The organism is Providencia alcalifaciens (assembly GCF_020271745.1).
GTDB lineage: Bacteria > Pseudomonadota > Gammaproteobacteria > Enterobacterales > Enterobacteriaceae > Providencia > Providencia alcalifaciens_B.
The window spans coordinates 2,815,412-2,833,210 of sequence record NZ_CP084296.1 but is presented as its reverse complement, the minus strand read 5'-3'; the positions used below and the strand labels follow the sequence as shown (position 1 = coordinate 2,833,210).

Genomic DNA, 17,799 nt, shown 5'->3' with positions numbered 1-17,799 from the left:
GGATTACAGTCCTTCGTCTAAAGCAACTTTACGCGCTTCGTTCTCAAGTAAAACGGGGATACCATCACGAACAGGAAAGGCGAGATGATCAAACTTGCAGATTAATTCGAGGTTTTCTTTGTTGTAACTTAGTTTGCCGTGACAGGATGGGCAAGCAACAATTTCAAGTAAACGGTGATCCATGTTTTCTCCCAAATGGATTTAAACTCACTTGGCGTCAGGATATCACATGCAGGTATCACCGTTAACTCTATTCTTGCTTATTAAGATCTCCTGCGAAGAATGAGAGGATAGTGCAGGAGAAATATTTCTGTTAAGAATTCAATTAGTAAGCGATAACGTCTCTTGCCGTTATGCCATCTGAATTACGAGTAACAGAAAACTCGACGTTTTGGCCTTCAGATAACGATTTGATTTTTTTATTCGCAATTGATTTAGTTGTTACGAAGATATCATCGCCACCATTACGAGGTGAAATAAAGCCGTAACCTTCTTTTGCGTCAAACCATTTAACTTGGCCCATATGTAATTGAAAATTCATATTAAAACTCCTTCTTGTTCCGAGAACAATTTTTTATATTTGTATCATTACTCTCTACACGTTATTCCATTTATTTTGCTGAACTATTTATTTCGATCAGTTCATTCTGAACTATCTATTCAAGCCAATCTATTAACATAATTAAGAGTAATTAACTTAACCAATTTATGCATCAAATGTTTATGCATATCTTATAACGACCCAAGTGTAGGTTTCAGGCACCACACATTTACCGTGAACTTAACAGTCTATTTTGACATTATGATGACAACACGAAATAGTAGAGTAAGTAGTGTCTTGCGAGGATAAGTGACTAACTCAAGAACGGGTCGTAAAATTAAAGCTAGTAAATAATCCACTTATTAATGTATTGCAACTTGGTACATAATAAGTAGATCTGCATCACATTGTGGGTATTATTATCTGAAATTAATCCTAAAAGCAAGCTGTTTTATTTCAGATAAGTGATTCTATTTGGCTTAAGATTCGTTTTTCGCCTATTTTATCAAAATGCGCTTCCACAGGAAGATACCACCAATTGGTCTGTGCGAAGGAGTGGCATTTGACCGCATCCTTTTCAGTCATCAGTAAATTTTGGTTTTTCTCTGCTAAAGGAGCAAGTTGCTGTTGGCTATAGGCTTGATGATCGGAAAACGCATGGGTGTTAATGAGCGTTAATCCTTTACTTTCTAAAGAAGAAAAAAAACGAGGTGGATGACCAATTCCCGCCATCGCTACTACATTATTAAGCTCCGTGACTGAGCATTTTTCGCCTGTAACGAGATTCACTGCCATATCCCCTTCTAGGGACATCAGTGTTTCATTTGAGTAAGGAACACCACCATTTACAATCAAGGCATTCACTGTTTTTAATCGCCCTGCACGTTCACGCATTGGCCCCGCAGGTAACCACCAGCCATTACCAAAACGACGCTGCCCATCAATGACAACAATTTCATAGTCACGTTGCAATGCATAATGCTGTAAACCATCGTCTGTAACAATAATATCTAATTGAAAATCATCGAGTAATGCTTTAATTGCATCACTACGTTTTGGTGCCACTGCAACAGGCGCATGAGTACGATGATAAATCAAAACAGGCTCATCGCCAGCAACAGCCGTGGTTGTGTTTTGATCGAGAACTAGCGGATACTGGTCAGATTGACCACCATATCCTCGAGATACAACCCCAACACGAACACCTTGTTTAATGAGCGATTCAACTAACCAAATAACCACAGGGGTCTTTCCATTTCCCCCTGCAGTTAAATTCCCCACGACCACGACAGGTACAGGGGCTTTCCATGAGCGAAGTAATCCGGTTTTATAGCCAATATGACGTACTAACGTTATCAATCCGTACAGAAAAGATAACGGAAGCAATAAAATATAAAGCCATGATTTACCAGACCAAATTCGCTCAATCATTCTTAAATTGGATCCTGTGTAATTGCGCGTATGCCCCATTTTGGGCTAATAACGTTGCATGGTCACCACGTTCAATGATATGCCCATCTTGCACAACCAAGATTTGATCCGCATTTTCAATAGTGGATAAGCGATGAGCAATCACAAGCGAAGTTCTGTTCTTCTGTAACTCATCTAACGCAGCTTGAATTGCACGCTCAGATTCGGTATCTAATGCTGATGTCGCTTCATCTAAAATCAAGATTGGTGCATCACGCAATAACGCACGAGCAATCGCAATACGCTGGCGCTGACCACCTGAAAGCATCACGCCATTTTCACCTATCATCGTATCTAAGCCATTGTCCAGCTTTTGAATAAAGTCCATGGCATATGCCATTTCTGCTGCTTTTTCAATTTCTGCTCGGCTATATCGCCCATCAGTAGCATAGGCAATATTATTTGCAACAGTATCATTGAATAAATAAACATGCTGAGATACGAGAGCAACTTGGCTACGTAAAGATTCTAGGGTGTAATCGCGAATATCATACCCATCAATACGAATACTACCCTTATCAATATCATAGAAGCGGGTAATGAGGTTAGCGATGGTGGATTTACCCGACCCCGAGCGCCCCACTAAAGCCACTGATTTGCCTGCAGGCAGTGTAAAAGAGACATTTTCTAGTGCAGGGTGTTCTTTGGTTTGATAAGTAAACGTGACTGAATCGAACTCAATATCACCCTTTACTTGAGTCAGAACTTTTGTTCCTTCATCTTTTTCTTTTTCAGTATCTAAAATCGCAAATAACGTTTGGCATGCTGCCATTCCGCGCTGGAATTGCGCATTCACGTTAGTTAGCGACTTAAGTGGACGCATTAACGCAAACATGGACGAGAAAACAACACCTATTGTACCTGGTGATAATTGTTCTTTGATCTCAGGGAAACTTGCAGCGTACAAGACAAACGCTAATGCAAAAGAGGCGATCATCTGAACAATAGGGTCAGAAATAGCTGAGGCGCTAACCATCTTCATATTTTGGCGGCGCATATTATTACTGACTTTATCAAAGCGTTCAGTTTCGACTTTCTGCCCACCAAAAATGAGTACTTCTTTATGCCCTTTAAGCATCTGCTCCGCACTGGTTGTCACATGCCCCATACCCGTTTGCATGTTTTTGCTAATTTTACGAAAACGCTTAGAAACTACGCGGATGGTGATAGAGACAACGGGCGCAATGGCAATCAAAATCAACGACAATTGCCAGCTGTTATAAAACATAATACCAAATAATGCGATGATATAAGTGCCTTCGCGAATAATGGTAATGAGAGCACCGGAAGCCGAAGATGCAACCTGCTCTGAATCATAGGTAATACGCGATAATAAAGTCCCTGTGGATTGCTGGTCAAAATAGCTCACCGGCATTCCCATCATATGTCCAAATAATTTGCGACGCATGCTCATCACTACTTTTCCTGACACCCAAGAAACGCAGTATGTAGAGACAAAACTTGAAGATCCACGCACGACCATCAAGCCCAAAATTGCCAGCGGTAACCACTTCAATGTGTCATTATCCGCTTTACCAAAACCATCATCTAATAATGGTTTCAGTAAAGAAATCATAAACGCATCACCTGCGGCGTTGATGATAAGAGCAATTGCTGCAACAATTAACCCAATTTTAAAAGGCGCAATGGTTGGCCATAGGCGCTTAAATGTTTGCTTTGTCGATAGGTCTTGATCATTCATGCTTTTATTACCAGACTTAATGTAAGCGCACTATTCTACAAGGGAAATTGGCGATCACCAAACCACAGATGATACCAACGTGGATTAATTTCTTTTCTGTAACGAAAAATTTCCATTTTTTCTTTTTTAAAACATATTGTTACCTGACCTTCCTCTGCCGTATTTAACCACTGAATATTCTTTTTAGCATAGCGTAAATAGACTTTTTCTGATGGAATTTTCCATGGGCTGTATCTCGCAGAGGAAACTAATGCGAACGTTGGCTGTACATTTCGTATAAATAACGGTGTTGAAGATGTATTACTCCCGTGATGAGGAACAAATAAAATATCCGCTTTGAGCTGCCCATCATTTTGTAATGCTAACTTTTTTTCACCGTGCTTTTCCAAATCACCCGTAAGTAATAGTCGCCGATACCCATCACTGATCTGAATTACACAAGAATCATTATTGTGCGATATCTCAGTGAGTTTCTCTGGCCACAATACTTCGAACCTTAGCATTCCCCATTGCCAATGTTGTCCTTGATAACAAGGAAGATGATTAGGTTGACCAAAGCTGCTACGTAGACTTAACCATGGATATGCTTCAATTAAATCAGAGATACCACCAGTATGGTCAAGGTGATTATGACTTAAAATTGCGTTGATAGGCGTGATTTGATGATGCTTTAAGAAAGGAATAATTTGCCGTTTTGCGTTATTTCCACTACTCCAGCGGTTCCCCGTGTCATATAAAACCCCTTGTTTATTTTGCACCATAACCACAGCAAGCCCATGTCCAATATCCAACATGGTTAAGCACCAGTCATGCTCTTCGTGATGGCTTTGACTCTTAGTAAAAAATAATAAAATACCAATGCAACTTAATAAACCAAGATAATTTTTATACCAACCAAATAAGATAATAAAAGCAAATGCCCAACAAAAAAATACGCTATAAATAGACATTGTGTTAATTTCAGTCCAAAACCCGCTTAAATATGTCAGTGGTCTTAGCCCAAACTCAAGAATACTATCAATTAACCCGAAAGCGACATTATGCCAAGTGCTTAGAGGCAACAATAACGTACTAAAAATAACGGGCACCACTCCCCAAGTAATAAGCGGTACAAACCATAAATTGGCAAATAAGCTCATTAAATTAATACCGTTAAATAGCAATACTTGAATAGGTATTAGTAAAATCAATAAACCAATTTGCAGATGAATTAGTGGCGCTATTTTTCCCATAATTGGATGGCAACTCAACGTAGATGAAATGGGAAAAACACGAAACCAATACAGAATCGCTAATACAGCAAAGCTTGATAACCAAAAGCTATCGGAAAGGATGGCAAGCGGGTCAAACAATAAAATCCCAGCAATACTCCATAACGCCCATTGCCAAGGGAAACAGAAAAATGGCTGCTTACGAACATAAATCCAGAGTAGCAATGCAAATACAGCGCGAGTTGCGGGGATGGCAAAATTCGACAACCAAGCATATAGCAAGGCAAATATAACGCCTGAAAATAATGGTAAATTCTCGCTTATCCATTTAACAGGTAGGAAAAATTGCAATAAACGAGCGCATAAGTAACCCATTAAATAGGCAATACCAATGTGTAATCCAGAAATTGCTATCAAGTGTGTCAGTCCTGTTGATTGCAATAACTGTGTATGTTCGCTAGAAAGCCATCCTCTTTCCCCAAACATTAACGCATAAATAATTCCATGATTTTGTCGTGCCGAAAGTGTTTCGCTGAACTGGTTGATAATTTTTTGCCGTAGAGAGCACGGCTTAGCCACTAGTGCTGCTTGCTTGGCTTTTAGTGTACCGACAACTCGTTGAGCAATAAAATGCCTTTGCTGGTCAAATCCGCCCTCATTCAAAGAAGCATGAACTGGATTTAGCTTTCCAACGACCTTCCATTGCTGCCCTGCACACACGTTTTCATGCTTATTTTGTTTTAAATTCCATGATGCATAGAGCGGAGGAAAAATTCGTTTTCCATCGATTTTGTCTATTCTCACTCTCTTTTTAGCATCATCCTGATTGAGTGGAATGCTAACAATCGTAATATCCCATTGCCGATGAATACTACTTAGAAAATCGATTTTTTCCCGTACTTCAACGCCATGCCAGCAAGCCCAAAGAAACCCCATTCCCATTAATGCCAAAAATCGAATACGCTTATTGCGCCAAATAACAACCTGAGTGACTAGCAGAATAATACCTGCCACTAAATAGTGACTAGAACTAGGAAGATTTGACAAGAAAATTAGCGGAAGTGTACCGATAATCAGCGCAATAGCGGCTTCTGTATAAGAGAGTCTATCTTGATAGTGACGGCTAAATTTTCCCATCGCGCTTAAACCTACCTACAATTATTCCTGTGCAGATAAGTTAAAGGTATCCAAAGTGATTCAATAACCTTGTAATTAAAAAATTGAAAGCGTTATTCCAATAACTAAATGTAATGCAAAAGAATTAAAAATTGAGCTGCGAAGCGCTTCGCAAAAATAGTCTCAAGTGATGTATTTAATGTGATATTCGAAGGTAATTTAGGAAAATCTGAAGGATAAATTGCAGACATAAAAAAAACAGCGCTATATCAATATAAACGCTGTTTTATAGTAATAATTAAGATTTACAGTCGATTATTGACCATAAATATTTACACGGTCGCGTAACTCTTTACCTGGTTTGAAGTGGGGAACGTATTTACCTTCCAGTTCCACTTTATCACCTGTTTTTGGGTTACGGCCAACGCGTGGGGCACGGTAGTGAAGAGAAAAACTGCCGAATCCACGGACTTCAATACGCTCGCCTTCAGCTAACGTATCAGCCATATGCTCAAGTATTTCCTTTACAGCTTCCTCAACGGTTTTCGCTGAAAGATGAGACTGCTGGCTAGCCAGTCTTTCAATTAATTCAGACTTGGTCATAGTACCTCCCTAAACTACCGATACAAAGGGGTAACCGAAGTTACCCCCACTTAATTATTCGCCTTTAGCTGCTTTGAAAGCTTCAGCCATTGCATTGTTGCCGAATGCAGTATCTTCTTGCTTGTTCACAGCTGCGACAGCGTCTTTCTCATCAGCTTCGTCTTTAGCGCGAACAGACAGGTTGATTACACGGTTTTTACGGTCAACACCAGTGTATTTAGCTTCAACATCATCACCAACGTTCAGAACCAGAGTTGCATCTTCAACACGATCACGTGAAGCTTCTGATGCACGCAGGTAACCTTCAACGCCCAGAGTCAGCTCTACAGTTGCACCTTTAGCATCAACTGCGATTACTTTACCAGTAACGATTGCGCCTTTCTTGGTTGCTGCCAGGTAGTTGTTGAATGGATCTTCAGCTAACTGTTTAACGCCCAGAGAGATACGCTCACGCTCTGCGTCGACTTGCAGAACAACAGCTGCGATTTCATCGCCTTTTTTGTAGTCACGAACTGCTTCTTCGCCTGCAACGTTCCAGGAGATGTCAGACAGGTGAACCAGGCCATCGATGCCGCCGTCCAGACCAATGAAGATACCGAAGTCAGTGATTGACTTGATCTTACCTTCAACACGGTCGCCTTTGTTGTGAGTCTCAGCAAATTGCTGCCATGGGTTAGATTTGCACTGTTTCAGGCCTAAGGAGATACGACGACGTTCTTCATCGATATCCAGAACCATAACTTCAACAACATCACCAACGTTAACAACTTTAGATGGGTGGATGTTTTTGTTAGTCCAATCCATTTCTGAAACGTGAACCAGACCTTCAACGCCTTCTTCGATTTCTACGAAGCAACCGTAGTCAGTCAGGTTAGTAACGCGACCAGTCAGTTTAGTACCTTCTGGGTAACGTTTAGCGATTGCGACCCAAGGATCTTCGCCCAGTTGTTTCAGACCCAGAGAAACACGAGTGCGCTCACGGTCGAATTTCAGAACTTTAACATTGATTTCATCACCAACGTTGACGATTTCGCTTGGATGTTTAACACGTTTCCAAGCCATGTCAGTGATGTGCAGCAGGCCGTCAACACCGCCCAGATCAACGAATGCACCGTAGTCAGTAAGGTTCTTAACGATACCTTTAACTTCCATGCCTTCTTGCAGATTTTCCAGCAGTTGATCGCGCTCAGCGCTGCTTTCAGATTCAATTACAGCACGACGAGAAACAACAACGTTGTTGCGTTTCTGATCCAGCTTGATTACTTTGAACTCAAGCTCTTTGCCTTCCAAGTGAGTAGTATCACGAACTGGGCGTACATCTACCAGTGAACCTGGTAAGAACGCACGAATGCCGTTCAGTTCTACAGTGAAACCACCTTTAACTTTACCGTTGATAACACCAGTTACAGTTTCAGCTTCTTCGTAAGCTTTTTCCAGCATCAGCCATGCTTCATGGCGTTTAGCTTTCTCACGAGACAGAATAGTTTCACCGAAACCATCTTCTACTGCATCCAGAGCTACATCGATTTCGTCGCCAACTTGGATTTCCAGCTCACCCTGAGCATTTTTGAACTGTTCTACTGGGATAGCAGATTCTGATTTAAGACCTGCGTCTACCAGTACTACGTCTTTATCGATAGCAACTACTGTACCGCGTACAATAGAACCTGGACGAGTTTCAATATTCTGCAGGGATTCTTCAAAGAGTTGAGCAAAAGATTCAGTCATATTAATGATCTTCAAGTGTCTTATATTAACGTCCATCTAGCATCCCGCCAAATGGGGTTGTTTCACATACCCTACAACATTCCTTGTCGCAAGGTTTTAACCATGCTAGAAAACAACCAGCATGGAGGTAATTGCGTATATTATCTAATTATAAGCTAAAATAAAGCCTATTATCACGATAATTGTAGAATTTTTTTCGCGTAGGTGCGTGCTTTTTCAATAACTTCCTCAATAGACATACTTGTGGAATCCAGCACTAACGCATCTTTAGCGGCAATAAGAGGAGCAACCGAACGGTTACGATCCCGATAATCGCGCTCTTGAATTTCGGTCAAAAGTCGCTCAAAGTTAACATCAAACCCTTTCTCCTGCAACTGCTTCATCCGGCGATGAGCTCGCTCTTCGGCAGAAGCATCCAGAAAAATTTTCACTGGCGCATCAGGAAAAACCACCGTCCCCATATCACGACCATCTGCAATTAAGCCGGGCATCATTCTAAATGCGCGCTGGCGTCTTAACAGGGCTTCTCTCACACGGGGGAATGTGGCTGTTTGAGATGCTGTGTTCCCGACAGTTTCTTGCCTAATTTCATTAGACACATCTTCACCTTCGAGAATAACTTTCAAACGATTTTCTTCAGGCACAAAACGCACATCTAAATTTGCAGCTAAAGGCACTAAAGCATCTTCAGATTGAATATCGACGTGGTGATGCAAAGCCGCTAATGCTAATACGCGGTAAATCGCACCTGAGTCCAATAATTGCCATCCAAATTCATTTGCTAATGCTTGGCAAAGAGTACCTTTACCCGCTCCGCTTGGTCCATCAACGGTGATTACAGGGGCGATAGCCACCATAAAAAATCTCCTTTTCTGCAAATAGCCTCAGCTACCCGCAATTAAAATCTGTGGGAGTATTATACCTACTCATCGATTTTGTGAAATACACAGGTGGGTTTGTCAGAAATAAAAATAGGTAAAAATAAGGAAAATGAAAGGAAAAGATTGGTTGATAACACTTTGATGTTAATCAACCAATCCAATTCGATTAGTGGCTTAATCGTGCGAGTTGTTGGAAGTAATCTGGGAAAGTTTTTGCTGTACAACCCGGATCTAAAATCGTTACAGGGGTATCTGAGAGTGCCACCAGCGAGAAACACATCGCAATACGGTGGTCATTATAGGTTTCGATTTCAGCATGTTTTAACTGGGCTGGCGGTACGACACGGATAAAGTCGTACCCTTCTTCTACTTCCGCACCCACTTTACGTAGCTCGGTTGCCATCGCAAATAAGCGGTCGGTTTCTTTCACTCGCCAGTTATAGATATTACGAATGACGGTCTCGCCCTTTGCAAACAGAGCGACTGTTCCGATAGTCATCGCGGCATCGGGAATAGCGTTCATATCCATATCAATGCCGTTCAGTACCCCTCGTTCACATTCAACATAATCATCCCCCCAGCGGATAATTGCGCCCATTTTTTCCAAAACGTTAGCGAACTTAGTATCACCCTGTAAACTATTGCGGCCTATCCCAGTGACTCGGACTACGCCTCCTTTAATCGCTGCTGCTGCAAGGAAATAGGAAGCAGAAGACGCATCTCCCTCGACAAGATATTCACCCGGGGATACGTACTGCTGCTGGCCTTTAACCACAAATTTTTGGTATTGATGATTTTCAACATCCACACCGAAAGTTTTCATTAATGCCAGCGTAATATCGATATACGGTTTGGAAACCAGATCGCCTGTAATAGCAATCACTGTGTCCTCAGAAGCCAAAGGAGCAGCCATTAATAATGCGGTTAAAAATTGGCTAGAAACCGAACCATCTACGGAAATATTCCCACCAACAAAGCCGCCATTTAAGCGCATTGGAGGGTAATTTTCTTGTTCAAGATAATCAATCTCAGCGCCGCCTTCTCTTAAGGCATCAACCAAGTGGCCAATTGGACGCTCTTTCATTCGTGGCTCGCCTGTCAGCACAATATTATTTGCACATAATGACAGTGCTGCTGTTAATGGCCGCATCGCGGTACCCGCGTTACCTAAAAAGATCTCAATCTCATCTTGATGAGATAAACAACCATTTATCCCTTCAACTTGGCAACGAGTTTTATCTTCAGATAATTGATATTTAACACCTAGCTGGCTTAATGCATTCAGCATATGGCGAATATCATCGCTGTCTAATAAGTTAGTCAGTACCGTAGTGCCTTTTGCCATAGCGGCTAATAGAAGTGCGCGGTTGGAGACACTTTTTGACCCCGGCAGATTAATGGTGCCATTAATTGAAGAAATTGGTTGTAATGTCAGGGATTGCATGAAAAGTGATTTCTCCGATGTGAGTTGCTACTTTTTTATCGTTATTTAAATGAATGAGCCGACTCGCTCTTCCTGAGCAGATCGGCCTGACAACAAGTACATCATAAATTATGCATGATGACGTTCAAAATCAGCCATAAAGTCGACTAATGCCTGAACACCCGCTAGCGGCATCGCATTGTAAATAGATGCGCGCATTCCGCCAGAAACCTTGTGGCCTTTTAGTGATAATAACCCTTGGTTTTTAGCATCTTCGATAAATGTTGCATCCAATGCAGGGTTTTGCATTTGGAATGGCACGTTCATCCAAGAGCGGTTTTCCACCGCGACGCGGTTAATATAAAATTCACTGTCATCGATTGCGTTATACAGCAACTGCGATTTTTCATAGTTACGTTTTGCGATTTCCTGCAATCCGCCTTGCTCTTTTAACCATTTGAAAACCATACCCGCTAAATACCAAGCAAAAGTTGGCGGAGTATTGAACATAGACTCATATTGCGCTAGCACCGTGTAATCAAAAACAGATGGCGTTTGAGGTGAAGCTTTGCCTAGTAGGTCTTCACGAATGATAACCAGCGTTAAGCCTGCTGGACCAATATTTTTCTGTGCACCAGCATAAATCACCCCATAACGGCTAACATCAATAGGCTTGGATAAAATCGCAGATGAATAATCAGCTACAATAATTTTGTCCGCAGGGAAATCAGGCTCTTCATGGATAGCTAAGCCACCAATGGTTTCATTCGGGCAATAATGAACATAGGCAGCATCTTTGCTTAATGGCCACTCACTCATTGGCTTGATGCTGATAACGCCGTTATTTTCTTGAACGACATCAATCACGTTCGGGGTACAATATTTTTGAGCTTCTTTAGCTGCTGATTCAGACCAATAGCCACTAACAATGTAGTCTGCTGTCGTTTTATCGCCTAATAGGTTCATGGGCAGTGTGGCAAAATGAGCACGAGCACCACCATGACAGAATAAAACTTTATAGTTATCAGGGATATTCAATAAGTCGCGTAAATCTTGTTCTGCTTCTTTCGCAACTTCAATAAAATCTTTCCCGCGATGACTCACTTCCATCACAGAAACCCCTAAACCTTTCCAGTTACAAAATTCTTGCTCTGCACGGCGCATGACTTCAACAGGTAACATTGCTGGACCTGCGCTGAAATTATAAACCTGACTCATGGACCTTACCTACCTTAAATATTGTTAGTTAACATCACTCAGATACTTAAAGTTGTATCATTCCGTGCCACTAGCTGCAACGGTTATTACATATTGATGGCAAAAACAAAAGGTCAGATTCGAAGGGTAAAAAAAGAAAACAATTTTGTTAATAGCGTCACAGAATCAGCTATCACAATTTTATGAAGTAATGAGCGCTAAAAAGGGGATAAAATCTCGAATCTGCTTTATTTTTCAGTCGGGGGATTTAATGATAAAAAGCGGGCGCTAATCACCCGCTTTAAAGACAATAACTAGCTAATCACTTTACTGACGATTTCAATCGCTTCTTTCTCAATCAAGTGAAGATGCTCTTCACCACGGAAACTTTCACAGTAAATTTTGTAAGCTTCTTCAGTACCTGACGGGCGAGCAGCAAACCAACCATAGTCAGTCATGATTTTTAACCCACCAATTGATGCGCCATTGCCCGGAGCTGCGGTTAAACGCTGAGTAATTTTATCACCCGCTAATGTGTCCGCTGATACCATTTCTGGTGATAACTTACTTAACTTAGCTTTTTGCTCGTGAGTCGCTTTCGCTTGGATACGACTGTAGATTGGTGCACCAAATTTTTCAGCGAGTTTATTATAACGCTGCTGAGGGTTTTCCCCTGTTACTGCTGTAATTTCTGCAGCGAGCAGGCATAAAATAATTCCGTCTTTATCCGTCGACCATGGCGTGCCATCAAATTTCAAAAATGAAGCGCCGGCACTCTCTTCGCCACCAAAACCAAGGCTGCCATTAAATAAGCCTTCCACAAACCATTTAAAGCCAACAGGCACTTCAATGAGTTCACGACCCATATCATTAACAACACGGTCAATCATGGCGCTGGAAACTAATGTTTTACCTACTGCAACTTCTTTGCTCCATTGAGGGCGATGTTGGAAGAGATAGTCAATCGCAACAGCAAGATAGTGGTTAGGATTCATTAACCCACTTGGAGTAACAATACCATGGCGGTCATAATCCGGATCGTTCGCAAACGCTAAATCAAACTTTTCTTTCATTCCCAGCAAGCCAGCCATCGCCCAACGAGATGAACAGTCCATACGGATCACTCCATCGTGGTCTAATGGCATAAAGCGGAATGTTTGGTCAAGCTGGTCATTAACAATTTCAATATCTAATTGATAATACTCAGCAATTTTTTTCCAGTATTCAATACCTGAACCACCCAGAGGGTCGACACCGATTTTTAATCCTGATTTTTGGATAGCGTGCATATCGACAACTTCGCCGAGGGCGCAAACATATGGCATCACAAGGTCTTGCTCTACCACAAAACCACTCGCCATTGCATCGGCAAAATCTAAGCACTTCACACCATCAAGATCTGCTGCAAGTAACTGATTAGCATTTTGTTCAATAACCGATGTTAAATCTGTATCTGCAGGACCACCATTAGCTGGATTATATTTAATTCCACCATCTTCCGGTGGATTATGAGATGGTGTGATGACGATGCCGTCAGCAACATCTTGATGTGCTTTGTTATAACTTAAAATCGCGTGGGAGATAGCTGGCGTTGGGGTAAAACCATTATCTTCTTGAACAATAACATGAACTTGGTTAGCCGCTAATACCTCAATCACCGACATAAAGGCTGCTTCCGACAGCGCATGGGTATCTTTACCCACATAACAAGGTCCTGTTACCCCTTGCTGCTTACGCAGATCCGCTATCGCTTGAGCGATTGCCAGAATGTGATTTTCATTAAAGTTTTTACGCAGCGAACTACCACGATGCCCAGAAGTCCCAAACTTGACGGCCTGAGAAGACACATCGGGATCTGGCTGTTGGGTATAATATTGAGCCGTTAACTGAGCAACGTTAATCAAATCATTTTGAAATGGAAGCTGCCCTGCTCGTTCATGAATTGCCACTTGTTATCTCCCAAAGCACTGATGCTTAGCGTGAAACACCAGTGACTTCACAATGTTTAGATGACTATCAAGGTTAGATAGTATTTACCAAAGTTAAATCGTATTGCCGACTTTTTCGATGACATTCGCAGGGAAGTTCATCTCTTGCATAATCGCATCAATCATACTGCGCTTACGATTGGTGTTGGTGTTGGTTATCACCCAATACGGTGTGCCCGGTATATGGCGAGGTTTTGATTGCTTGCCCGCAGCCAATAGTGTTTGCTCATCACCAGCAAAATAAACACGGGTACGGCCATGCATGGATTCTGTTGCACTCTCAAAGCTTTTCGCATCTAAGCTATATAACGTTGAAAGAATTAGCATAAAGCGATCAATCGCCTTATTTTTTTCTGCGTAAGCATCAGATAATAATAATTCTCTGATCACTCTCACAGGGTTTTGAGCAACCACCTTGGAATTCATCACCGGCGCATCTTGTGGCGCTAACGATGCTACACTCACTTCTTTTGCGGGTACTGGCTGCTGCGCGGATTTGAAATTTAGCATACGGCGTAAAATATCCGATGCACTTTCACCGATATGCTGTGTGTGACTTGCAATATAGCGGTAAAGCTCTTCATCAACTTCTATCGTTTTCATTTTTTCCCAGTACTTTCTTAATCTAAAATTCGCGCCAGATTATAAGCCAGATTTAAAAAAAACAAAACAATTAAAATTTCAATAACTTAAAACAAACAACGAGTTAAGTTTTATGAGATTTCAGTGGGTTATCTTGTTTGTGGTGTTTGTAATTCTTGCAATTGTACAGATTTGGTTTTTTTGCATCACCATGCCATGATAAGTCACCAATCTGACAAACAACATCAATCCTAGTCCAAATATGACCGAATTACTCAATTATACAATCCATAAACCTGAAAATCCGATCACCGTCACCCCTGTCGTTTTGATCCACGGACTCTTTGGTGACCTGAATAATTTAGGCGTTTTAGGTCGCGACTTACAAAATTATTTCGATACTATTCAAGTCGATGTACGCAATCATGGTGACTCATTTCGTTCTGATGAAATGGAATACCTACAGATGGCCGAAGATGTGATTTCACTCGTAAAATCCCTTGGTTACCACAGCGCGATTCTTATTGGGCACTCCATGGGGGGTAAAATTGCCATGGCAGCCAGTGAGATAGCACCTGATTTCATCGAAAAAATTGTAGCCATCGATATCGCACCTGTCGCTTACAACGTTCGCCGCCATGACGAAATTATTGCAGCGTTAGAAGCAACAACGCAAGCGCACGCTAAAACCCGCAAAGAGGCTAGCGGTATTATGCGCGAATTTATTCCCGAAGAAGGTGTCATTCAATTTTTACTTAAATCCTTTAAACAAGGTGAGTGGAAATTCAATCTTTCGGCAATCAAAGCTAACTATGAAAAGATCATCGGTTGGAAAACAGTGCCTGCATGGGATAAGCCGGTGTTACTGATCCCCGGCGGAAACTCCCCATATGTGCAAGCAGAATACCGCGACGGCATTGCTGCACAGTTTCCTCAAGCCAAAGCTTGGGTGGTTGCCGATGCTGGACATTGGGTTCATGCCGAAAAGCCAGAGCATGTACTACGAGCGATTCACCGCTTTTTAGCTATTTCTGACTGATCTAACCGTTTTAACTCCCGCAATCCTGATATTGGAAATTCAAATTTTCAATATCAGGATGAAACACATTCATTAAACATATTCACATTCAAATAATAAGACGAACTTCAATACACTTGTAATTATGATGACTGTATTATCTACCCAGATTAAATAATTATATTTTTCAAATCGATATATAAACAGACATTATTAAATATACAGGGTGATGAATATACACAATGGAAAGTGTCAAAACACAATCAACATTATATTTTATTGGCGTTATTGCAAAACTTTCTGGCGAAATTGATTATGATGATTTCAAACAGAAAACAAAAAATATAAATCAGCTTCAATATTATATTAAAACAATAAAAGATAATTATCAGATTAAATGCAAAAATAAGCATCAGCGCGATAAAAGCATCGCAAAACTACCGTCACCCACCATTCTTTATGATAACGATGGTCATGCTTTTCTGTTGGCGAATCATAATCAAGAACAAGTGCTCATTCAGCGTTTTGGCCACCCTACACCTGAAATATGGAGCCATGAAGAGCTACAAAAAAATTGGAGTGGGGATTGGCTTTACGTCAACGTTAAGCAAGGAAAGTTCGATATTTCATGGTTCCAAGTGGAGTTTATGAAGTACCGTAGAATCATCACTTGGGTATTGGTTTTCTCTTTTATTTTACAAATACTAGCACTAGCCTCCCCCATTGTGATGCAAGTTATTATGGATAAAGTGCTTATTCATAATAGTTTATCGACCTTGGATGTTTTAATTTTCGGTTTAATCGTCGCAGCGATTGTTGAAGTTATATTAAAAGGACTACGAGAATATATTTATAATCATACCATCAATCGAATTGATATGACGTTAGGATTAAAGTTAGTTAATCACTTATTTCGCCTGCCTATTTCATTTTTTAAAAATCGACAAATTGGTGCCATTGTTACTCGAGTTAAAGAATTGGAAACTATCCGAGAATTCTTAACCAGCAGCTTTTTCACTCTGTGTGTCGATGTTCTATTCTTGTTCGTCTTCATCTATGTGATGAACTTACTTTCCCCCCTCCTCACCTTACTTTTCCTCTGTTCTATTCCCTGTTATTTATTGGTCGCATGGTGGCTAACACCAAAAATTGAAGCTGCCGCCCAGCAACAGTTTGCCAATATTGCAGTGAATACCTCATTCTTGACTGAAAGCGTGAATGGGATTGAAACCGCCAAGAGTTTATCCATTGAACCAAGCTTTACCCGTCGTTGGGATAAACAAACAGCAGATATGAGCCAAACCAATTTTGTGTCTGGGCAAATCAGTTCACGCTCTGAACATATTGTCATGGTCATTGAAAAGGTAACGAGCGCTATTATTCTATGGGTTGGCGCGTCTGAAGTTCTTGCACTGCAATTGACTATTGGGCAATTCATTGCCTTTCATATGATGGTCAATCATGCAAACCAGCCTCTCGTAAAACTAGTCAAATTATGGGGAGATTATATTCGAACCAAAGTGGCAGTAGAAAAGCTGTCACAAATTATTAATCTTCCGCAAGAGCAGAGCAAGAAAGGAAACGAAGCTCAGCTTAGTGGCAATATTCAATTACATAACATTAGCTTCCGTTATCAACCTAATATGCCAGCCGTCCTCAATAACTTTAATCTTTCAATAAAAGCTGGGGAAACCATTGGTATTGTAGGCACATCGGGCTCAGGAAAAAGTACTCTAGCTCGGCTAATTTTGCGTTTATACACCCCAGAACAAGGGGGGATCTATCTTGATGGAACACCGATTACAGAGTTGAGTCTTTCTTCCTTAAGGCAGCAGGTTGGTATTGTTTTGCAAGAGAATTTTTTATTTCATCAATCTGTTTTCGATAACATCGCTCAAACTCGCCCTAACGCCTCGATGGACGAGGTTGTGAATGCTGCAAAAATGGCAGGTGCCCACGATTTTATACTTAAATTGCCAATGGGCTATGACACGATTTTAGCCGAAGGCGGCGCCTCTCTTTCTGGAGGTCAACGCCAACGCATCGCCATTGCTAGAACACTTTTGTCGGATCCGAAGATCATTATCTTCGATGAGGCCACCAGCGCCTTGGATGATGAATCTCAAGCTATCATTCAAGAAAATATGCAAGAAATAGCCAAAGGACGCACTGTAATTACCATTGCTCACCGCCTTTCGACTATCCGTAACCATCAGAAAATTATCGTGATGCAGCAAGGGCAAATTGTTGAACAAGGTAGTCATCAACAATTAATCGAGAATAATCAATTTTATACACATTTATGGACGCTTCAGCAGTCTCTTAAATAATGACACGGA

General features: G+C 41.2%; 14 protein-coding genes. 2 read left to right on the top strand and 12 right to left on the bottom strand.

Annotated features, from left to right (window positions below):
• Window positions 1–3: 3 nt before the first annotated feature.
• The 12 genes from LDO51_RS12980 to seqA form a co-directional block, all read right to left on the bottom strand.
• On the bottom strand, window positions 4–183 hold the full coding sequence (locus LDO51_RS12980) for a Trm112 family protein (RefSeq protein ID WP_036951756.1): 180 nt from the start codon (window positions 181–183) through the stop codon (window positions 4–6).
• 142 nt (window positions 184–325) lie between these two features.
• Window positions 326–541 carry a cold-shock protein gene (locus tag LDO51_RS12975; protein WP_036951758.1) on the bottom strand — a complete coding sequence of 72 codons (216 nt, stop codon included), beginning with the start codon at window positions 539–541 and terminating at the stop codon, window positions 326–328.
• 456 nt (window positions 542–997) lie between these two features.
• Complete coding sequence (gene lpxK / locus LDO51_RS12970) at window positions 998–1,972, bottom strand: tetraacyldisaccharide 4'-kinase (protein ID WP_225574887.1); 975 nt, start codon at window positions 1,970–1,972, stop codon at window positions 998–1,000.
• A complete protein-coding gene (msbA, locus tag LDO51_RS12965; protein ID WP_225574886.1) occupies window positions 1,965–3,713 on the bottom strand; it encodes a lipid A ABC transporter ATP-binding protein/permease MsbA in 1,749 nt (582 codons plus the stop codon). The genes lpxK and msbA overlap by 8 nt, the downstream gene beginning before the upstream one ends.
• 35 nt (window positions 3,714–3,748) lie before the next feature.
• Entirely contained in the window at window positions 3,749–6,061 is a 2,313-nt protein-coding gene (locus LDO51_RS12960) for a DNA internalization-related competence protein ComEC/Rec2 (protein ID WP_225574885.1), read from the bottom strand.
• Window positions 6,062–6,355: 294 nt separating this feature from the next.
• Window positions 6,356–6,643, bottom strand: a complete 288-nt coding sequence (gene ihfB / locus LDO51_RS12955; RefSeq protein WP_006657810.1) for an integration host factor subunit beta — start codon at window positions 6,641–6,643, stop codon at window positions 6,356–6,358.
• 54 nt (window positions 6,644–6,697) lie between these two features.
• Window positions 6,698–8,371, bottom strand: a complete 1,674-nt coding sequence (gene rpsA, locus LDO51_RS12950; RefSeq protein ID WP_006662163.1) for a 30S ribosomal protein S1 — start codon at window positions 8,369–8,371, stop codon at window positions 6,698–6,700.
• 173 nt (window positions 8,372–8,544) lie between these two features.
• Entirely contained in the window at window positions 8,545–9,228 is a 684-nt protein-coding gene (gene cmk / locus LDO51_RS12945; protein ID WP_225574884.1) for a (d)CMP kinase, read from the bottom strand.
• A gap of 190 nt (window positions 9,229–9,418) precedes the next feature.
• Complete coding sequence (aroA, locus tag LDO51_RS12940) at window positions 9,419–10,696, bottom strand: 3-phosphoshikimate 1-carboxyvinyltransferase (RefSeq protein WP_225574883.1); 1,278 nt, start codon at window positions 10,694–10,696, stop codon at window positions 9,419–9,421.
• A 108-nt stretch (window positions 10,697–10,804) separates the two neighbouring features.
• A complete protein-coding gene (gene serC, locus LDO51_RS12935) occupies window positions 10,805–11,893 on the bottom strand; it encodes a 3-phosphoserine/phosphohydroxythreonine transaminase (protein ID WP_225574882.1) in 1,089 nt (362 codons plus the stop codon).
• Between the two features lie 293 nt (window positions 11,894–12,186).
• Window positions 12,187–13,821 carry a phosphoglucomutase (alpha-D-glucose-1,6-bisphosphate-dependent) gene (gene pgm, locus LDO51_RS12930; protein ID WP_225574881.1) on the bottom strand — a complete coding sequence of 545 codons (1,635 nt, stop codon included), beginning with the start codon at window positions 13,819–13,821 and terminating at the stop codon, window positions 12,187–12,189.
• A 93-nt stretch (window positions 13,822–13,914) separates the two neighbouring features.
• The gene (gene seqA, locus LDO51_RS12925) at window positions 13,915–14,463 is read right to left on the bottom strand and encodes a replication initiation negative regulator SeqA (protein ID WP_225574880.1); all 549 of its coding nucleotides are present in this window, start codon (window positions 14,461–14,463) and stop codon (window positions 13,915–13,917) included.
• 241 nt (window positions 14,464–14,704) lie between these two features.
• Here seqA and LDO51_RS12920 point away from each other — a divergent pair, with 241 nt between their 5' ends.
• Both LDO51_RS12920 and LDO51_RS12915 read left to right on the top strand, forming a co-directional pair.
• The gene (locus LDO51_RS12920; RefSeq protein WP_225574879.1) at window positions 14,705–15,481 is read left to right on the top strand and encodes an alpha/beta fold hydrolase; all 777 of its coding nucleotides are present in this window, start codon (window positions 14,705–14,707) and stop codon (window positions 15,479–15,481) included.
• 221 nt (window positions 15,482–15,702) lie between these two features.
• A complete protein-coding gene (locus LDO51_RS12915) occupies window positions 15,703–17,790 on the top strand; it encodes a peptidase domain-containing ABC transporter (RefSeq protein ID WP_225574878.1) in 2,088 nt (695 codons plus the stop codon).
• The last annotated feature ends 9 nt before the right edge of the window (window positions 17,791–17,799 follow it).

Excerpts from the sequence above, each read along its gene's own strand:
- LDO51_RS12920 (WP_225574879.1), top strand. The coding sequence starts at position 14,705 with ATGACCGAATTACTCAATTATACAATCCATAAACCTGAAAATCCGATC.
- cmk (WP_225574884.1), bottom strand. The coding sequence starts at position 9,228 with ATGGTGGCTATCGCCCCTGTAATCACCGTTGATGGACCAAGCGGAGCG.
- lpxK (WP_225574887.1), bottom strand. The coding sequence starts at position 1,972 with ATGATTGAGCGAATTTGGTCTGGTAAATCATGGCTTTATATTTTATTG.
- rpsA (WP_006662163.1), bottom strand. The coding sequence starts at position 8,371 with ATGACTGAATCTTTTGCTCAACTCTTTGAAGAATCCCTGCAGAATATT.
- LDO51_RS12980 (WP_036951756.1), bottom strand. The coding sequence starts at position 183 with ATGGATCACCGTTTACTTGAAATTGTTGCTTGCCCATCCTGTCACGGC.
- LDO51_RS12915 (WP_225574878.1), top strand. The coding sequence starts at position 15,703 with ATGGAAAGTGTCAAAACACAATCAACATTATATTTTATTGGCGTTATT.
- serC (WP_225574882.1), bottom strand. The coding sequence starts at position 11,893 with ATGAGTCAGGTTTATAATTTCAGCGCAGGTCCAGCAATGTTACCTGTT.
- aroA (WP_225574883.1), bottom strand. The coding sequence starts at position 10,696 with ATGCAATCCCTGACATTACAACCAATTTCTTCAATTAATGGCACCATT.
- seqA (WP_225574880.1), bottom strand. The coding sequence starts at position 14,463 with ATGAAAACGATAGAAGTTGATGAAGAGCTTTACCGCTATATTGCAAGT.
- ihfB (WP_006657810.1), bottom strand. The coding sequence starts at position 6,643 with ATGACCAAGTCTGAATTAATTGAAAGACTGGCTAGCCAGCAGTCTCAT.
- LDO51_RS12960 (WP_225574885.1), bottom strand. The coding sequence starts at position 6,061 with ATGGGAAAATTTAGCCGTCACTATCAAGATAGACTCTCTTATACAGAA.
- LDO51_RS12975 (WP_036951758.1), bottom strand. The coding sequence starts at position 541 with ATGAATTTTCAATTACATATGGGCCAAGTTAAATGGTTTGACGCAAAA.
- msbA (WP_225574886.1), bottom strand. The coding sequence starts at position 3,713 with ATGAATGATCAAGACCTATCGACAAAGCAAACATTTAAGCGCCTATGG.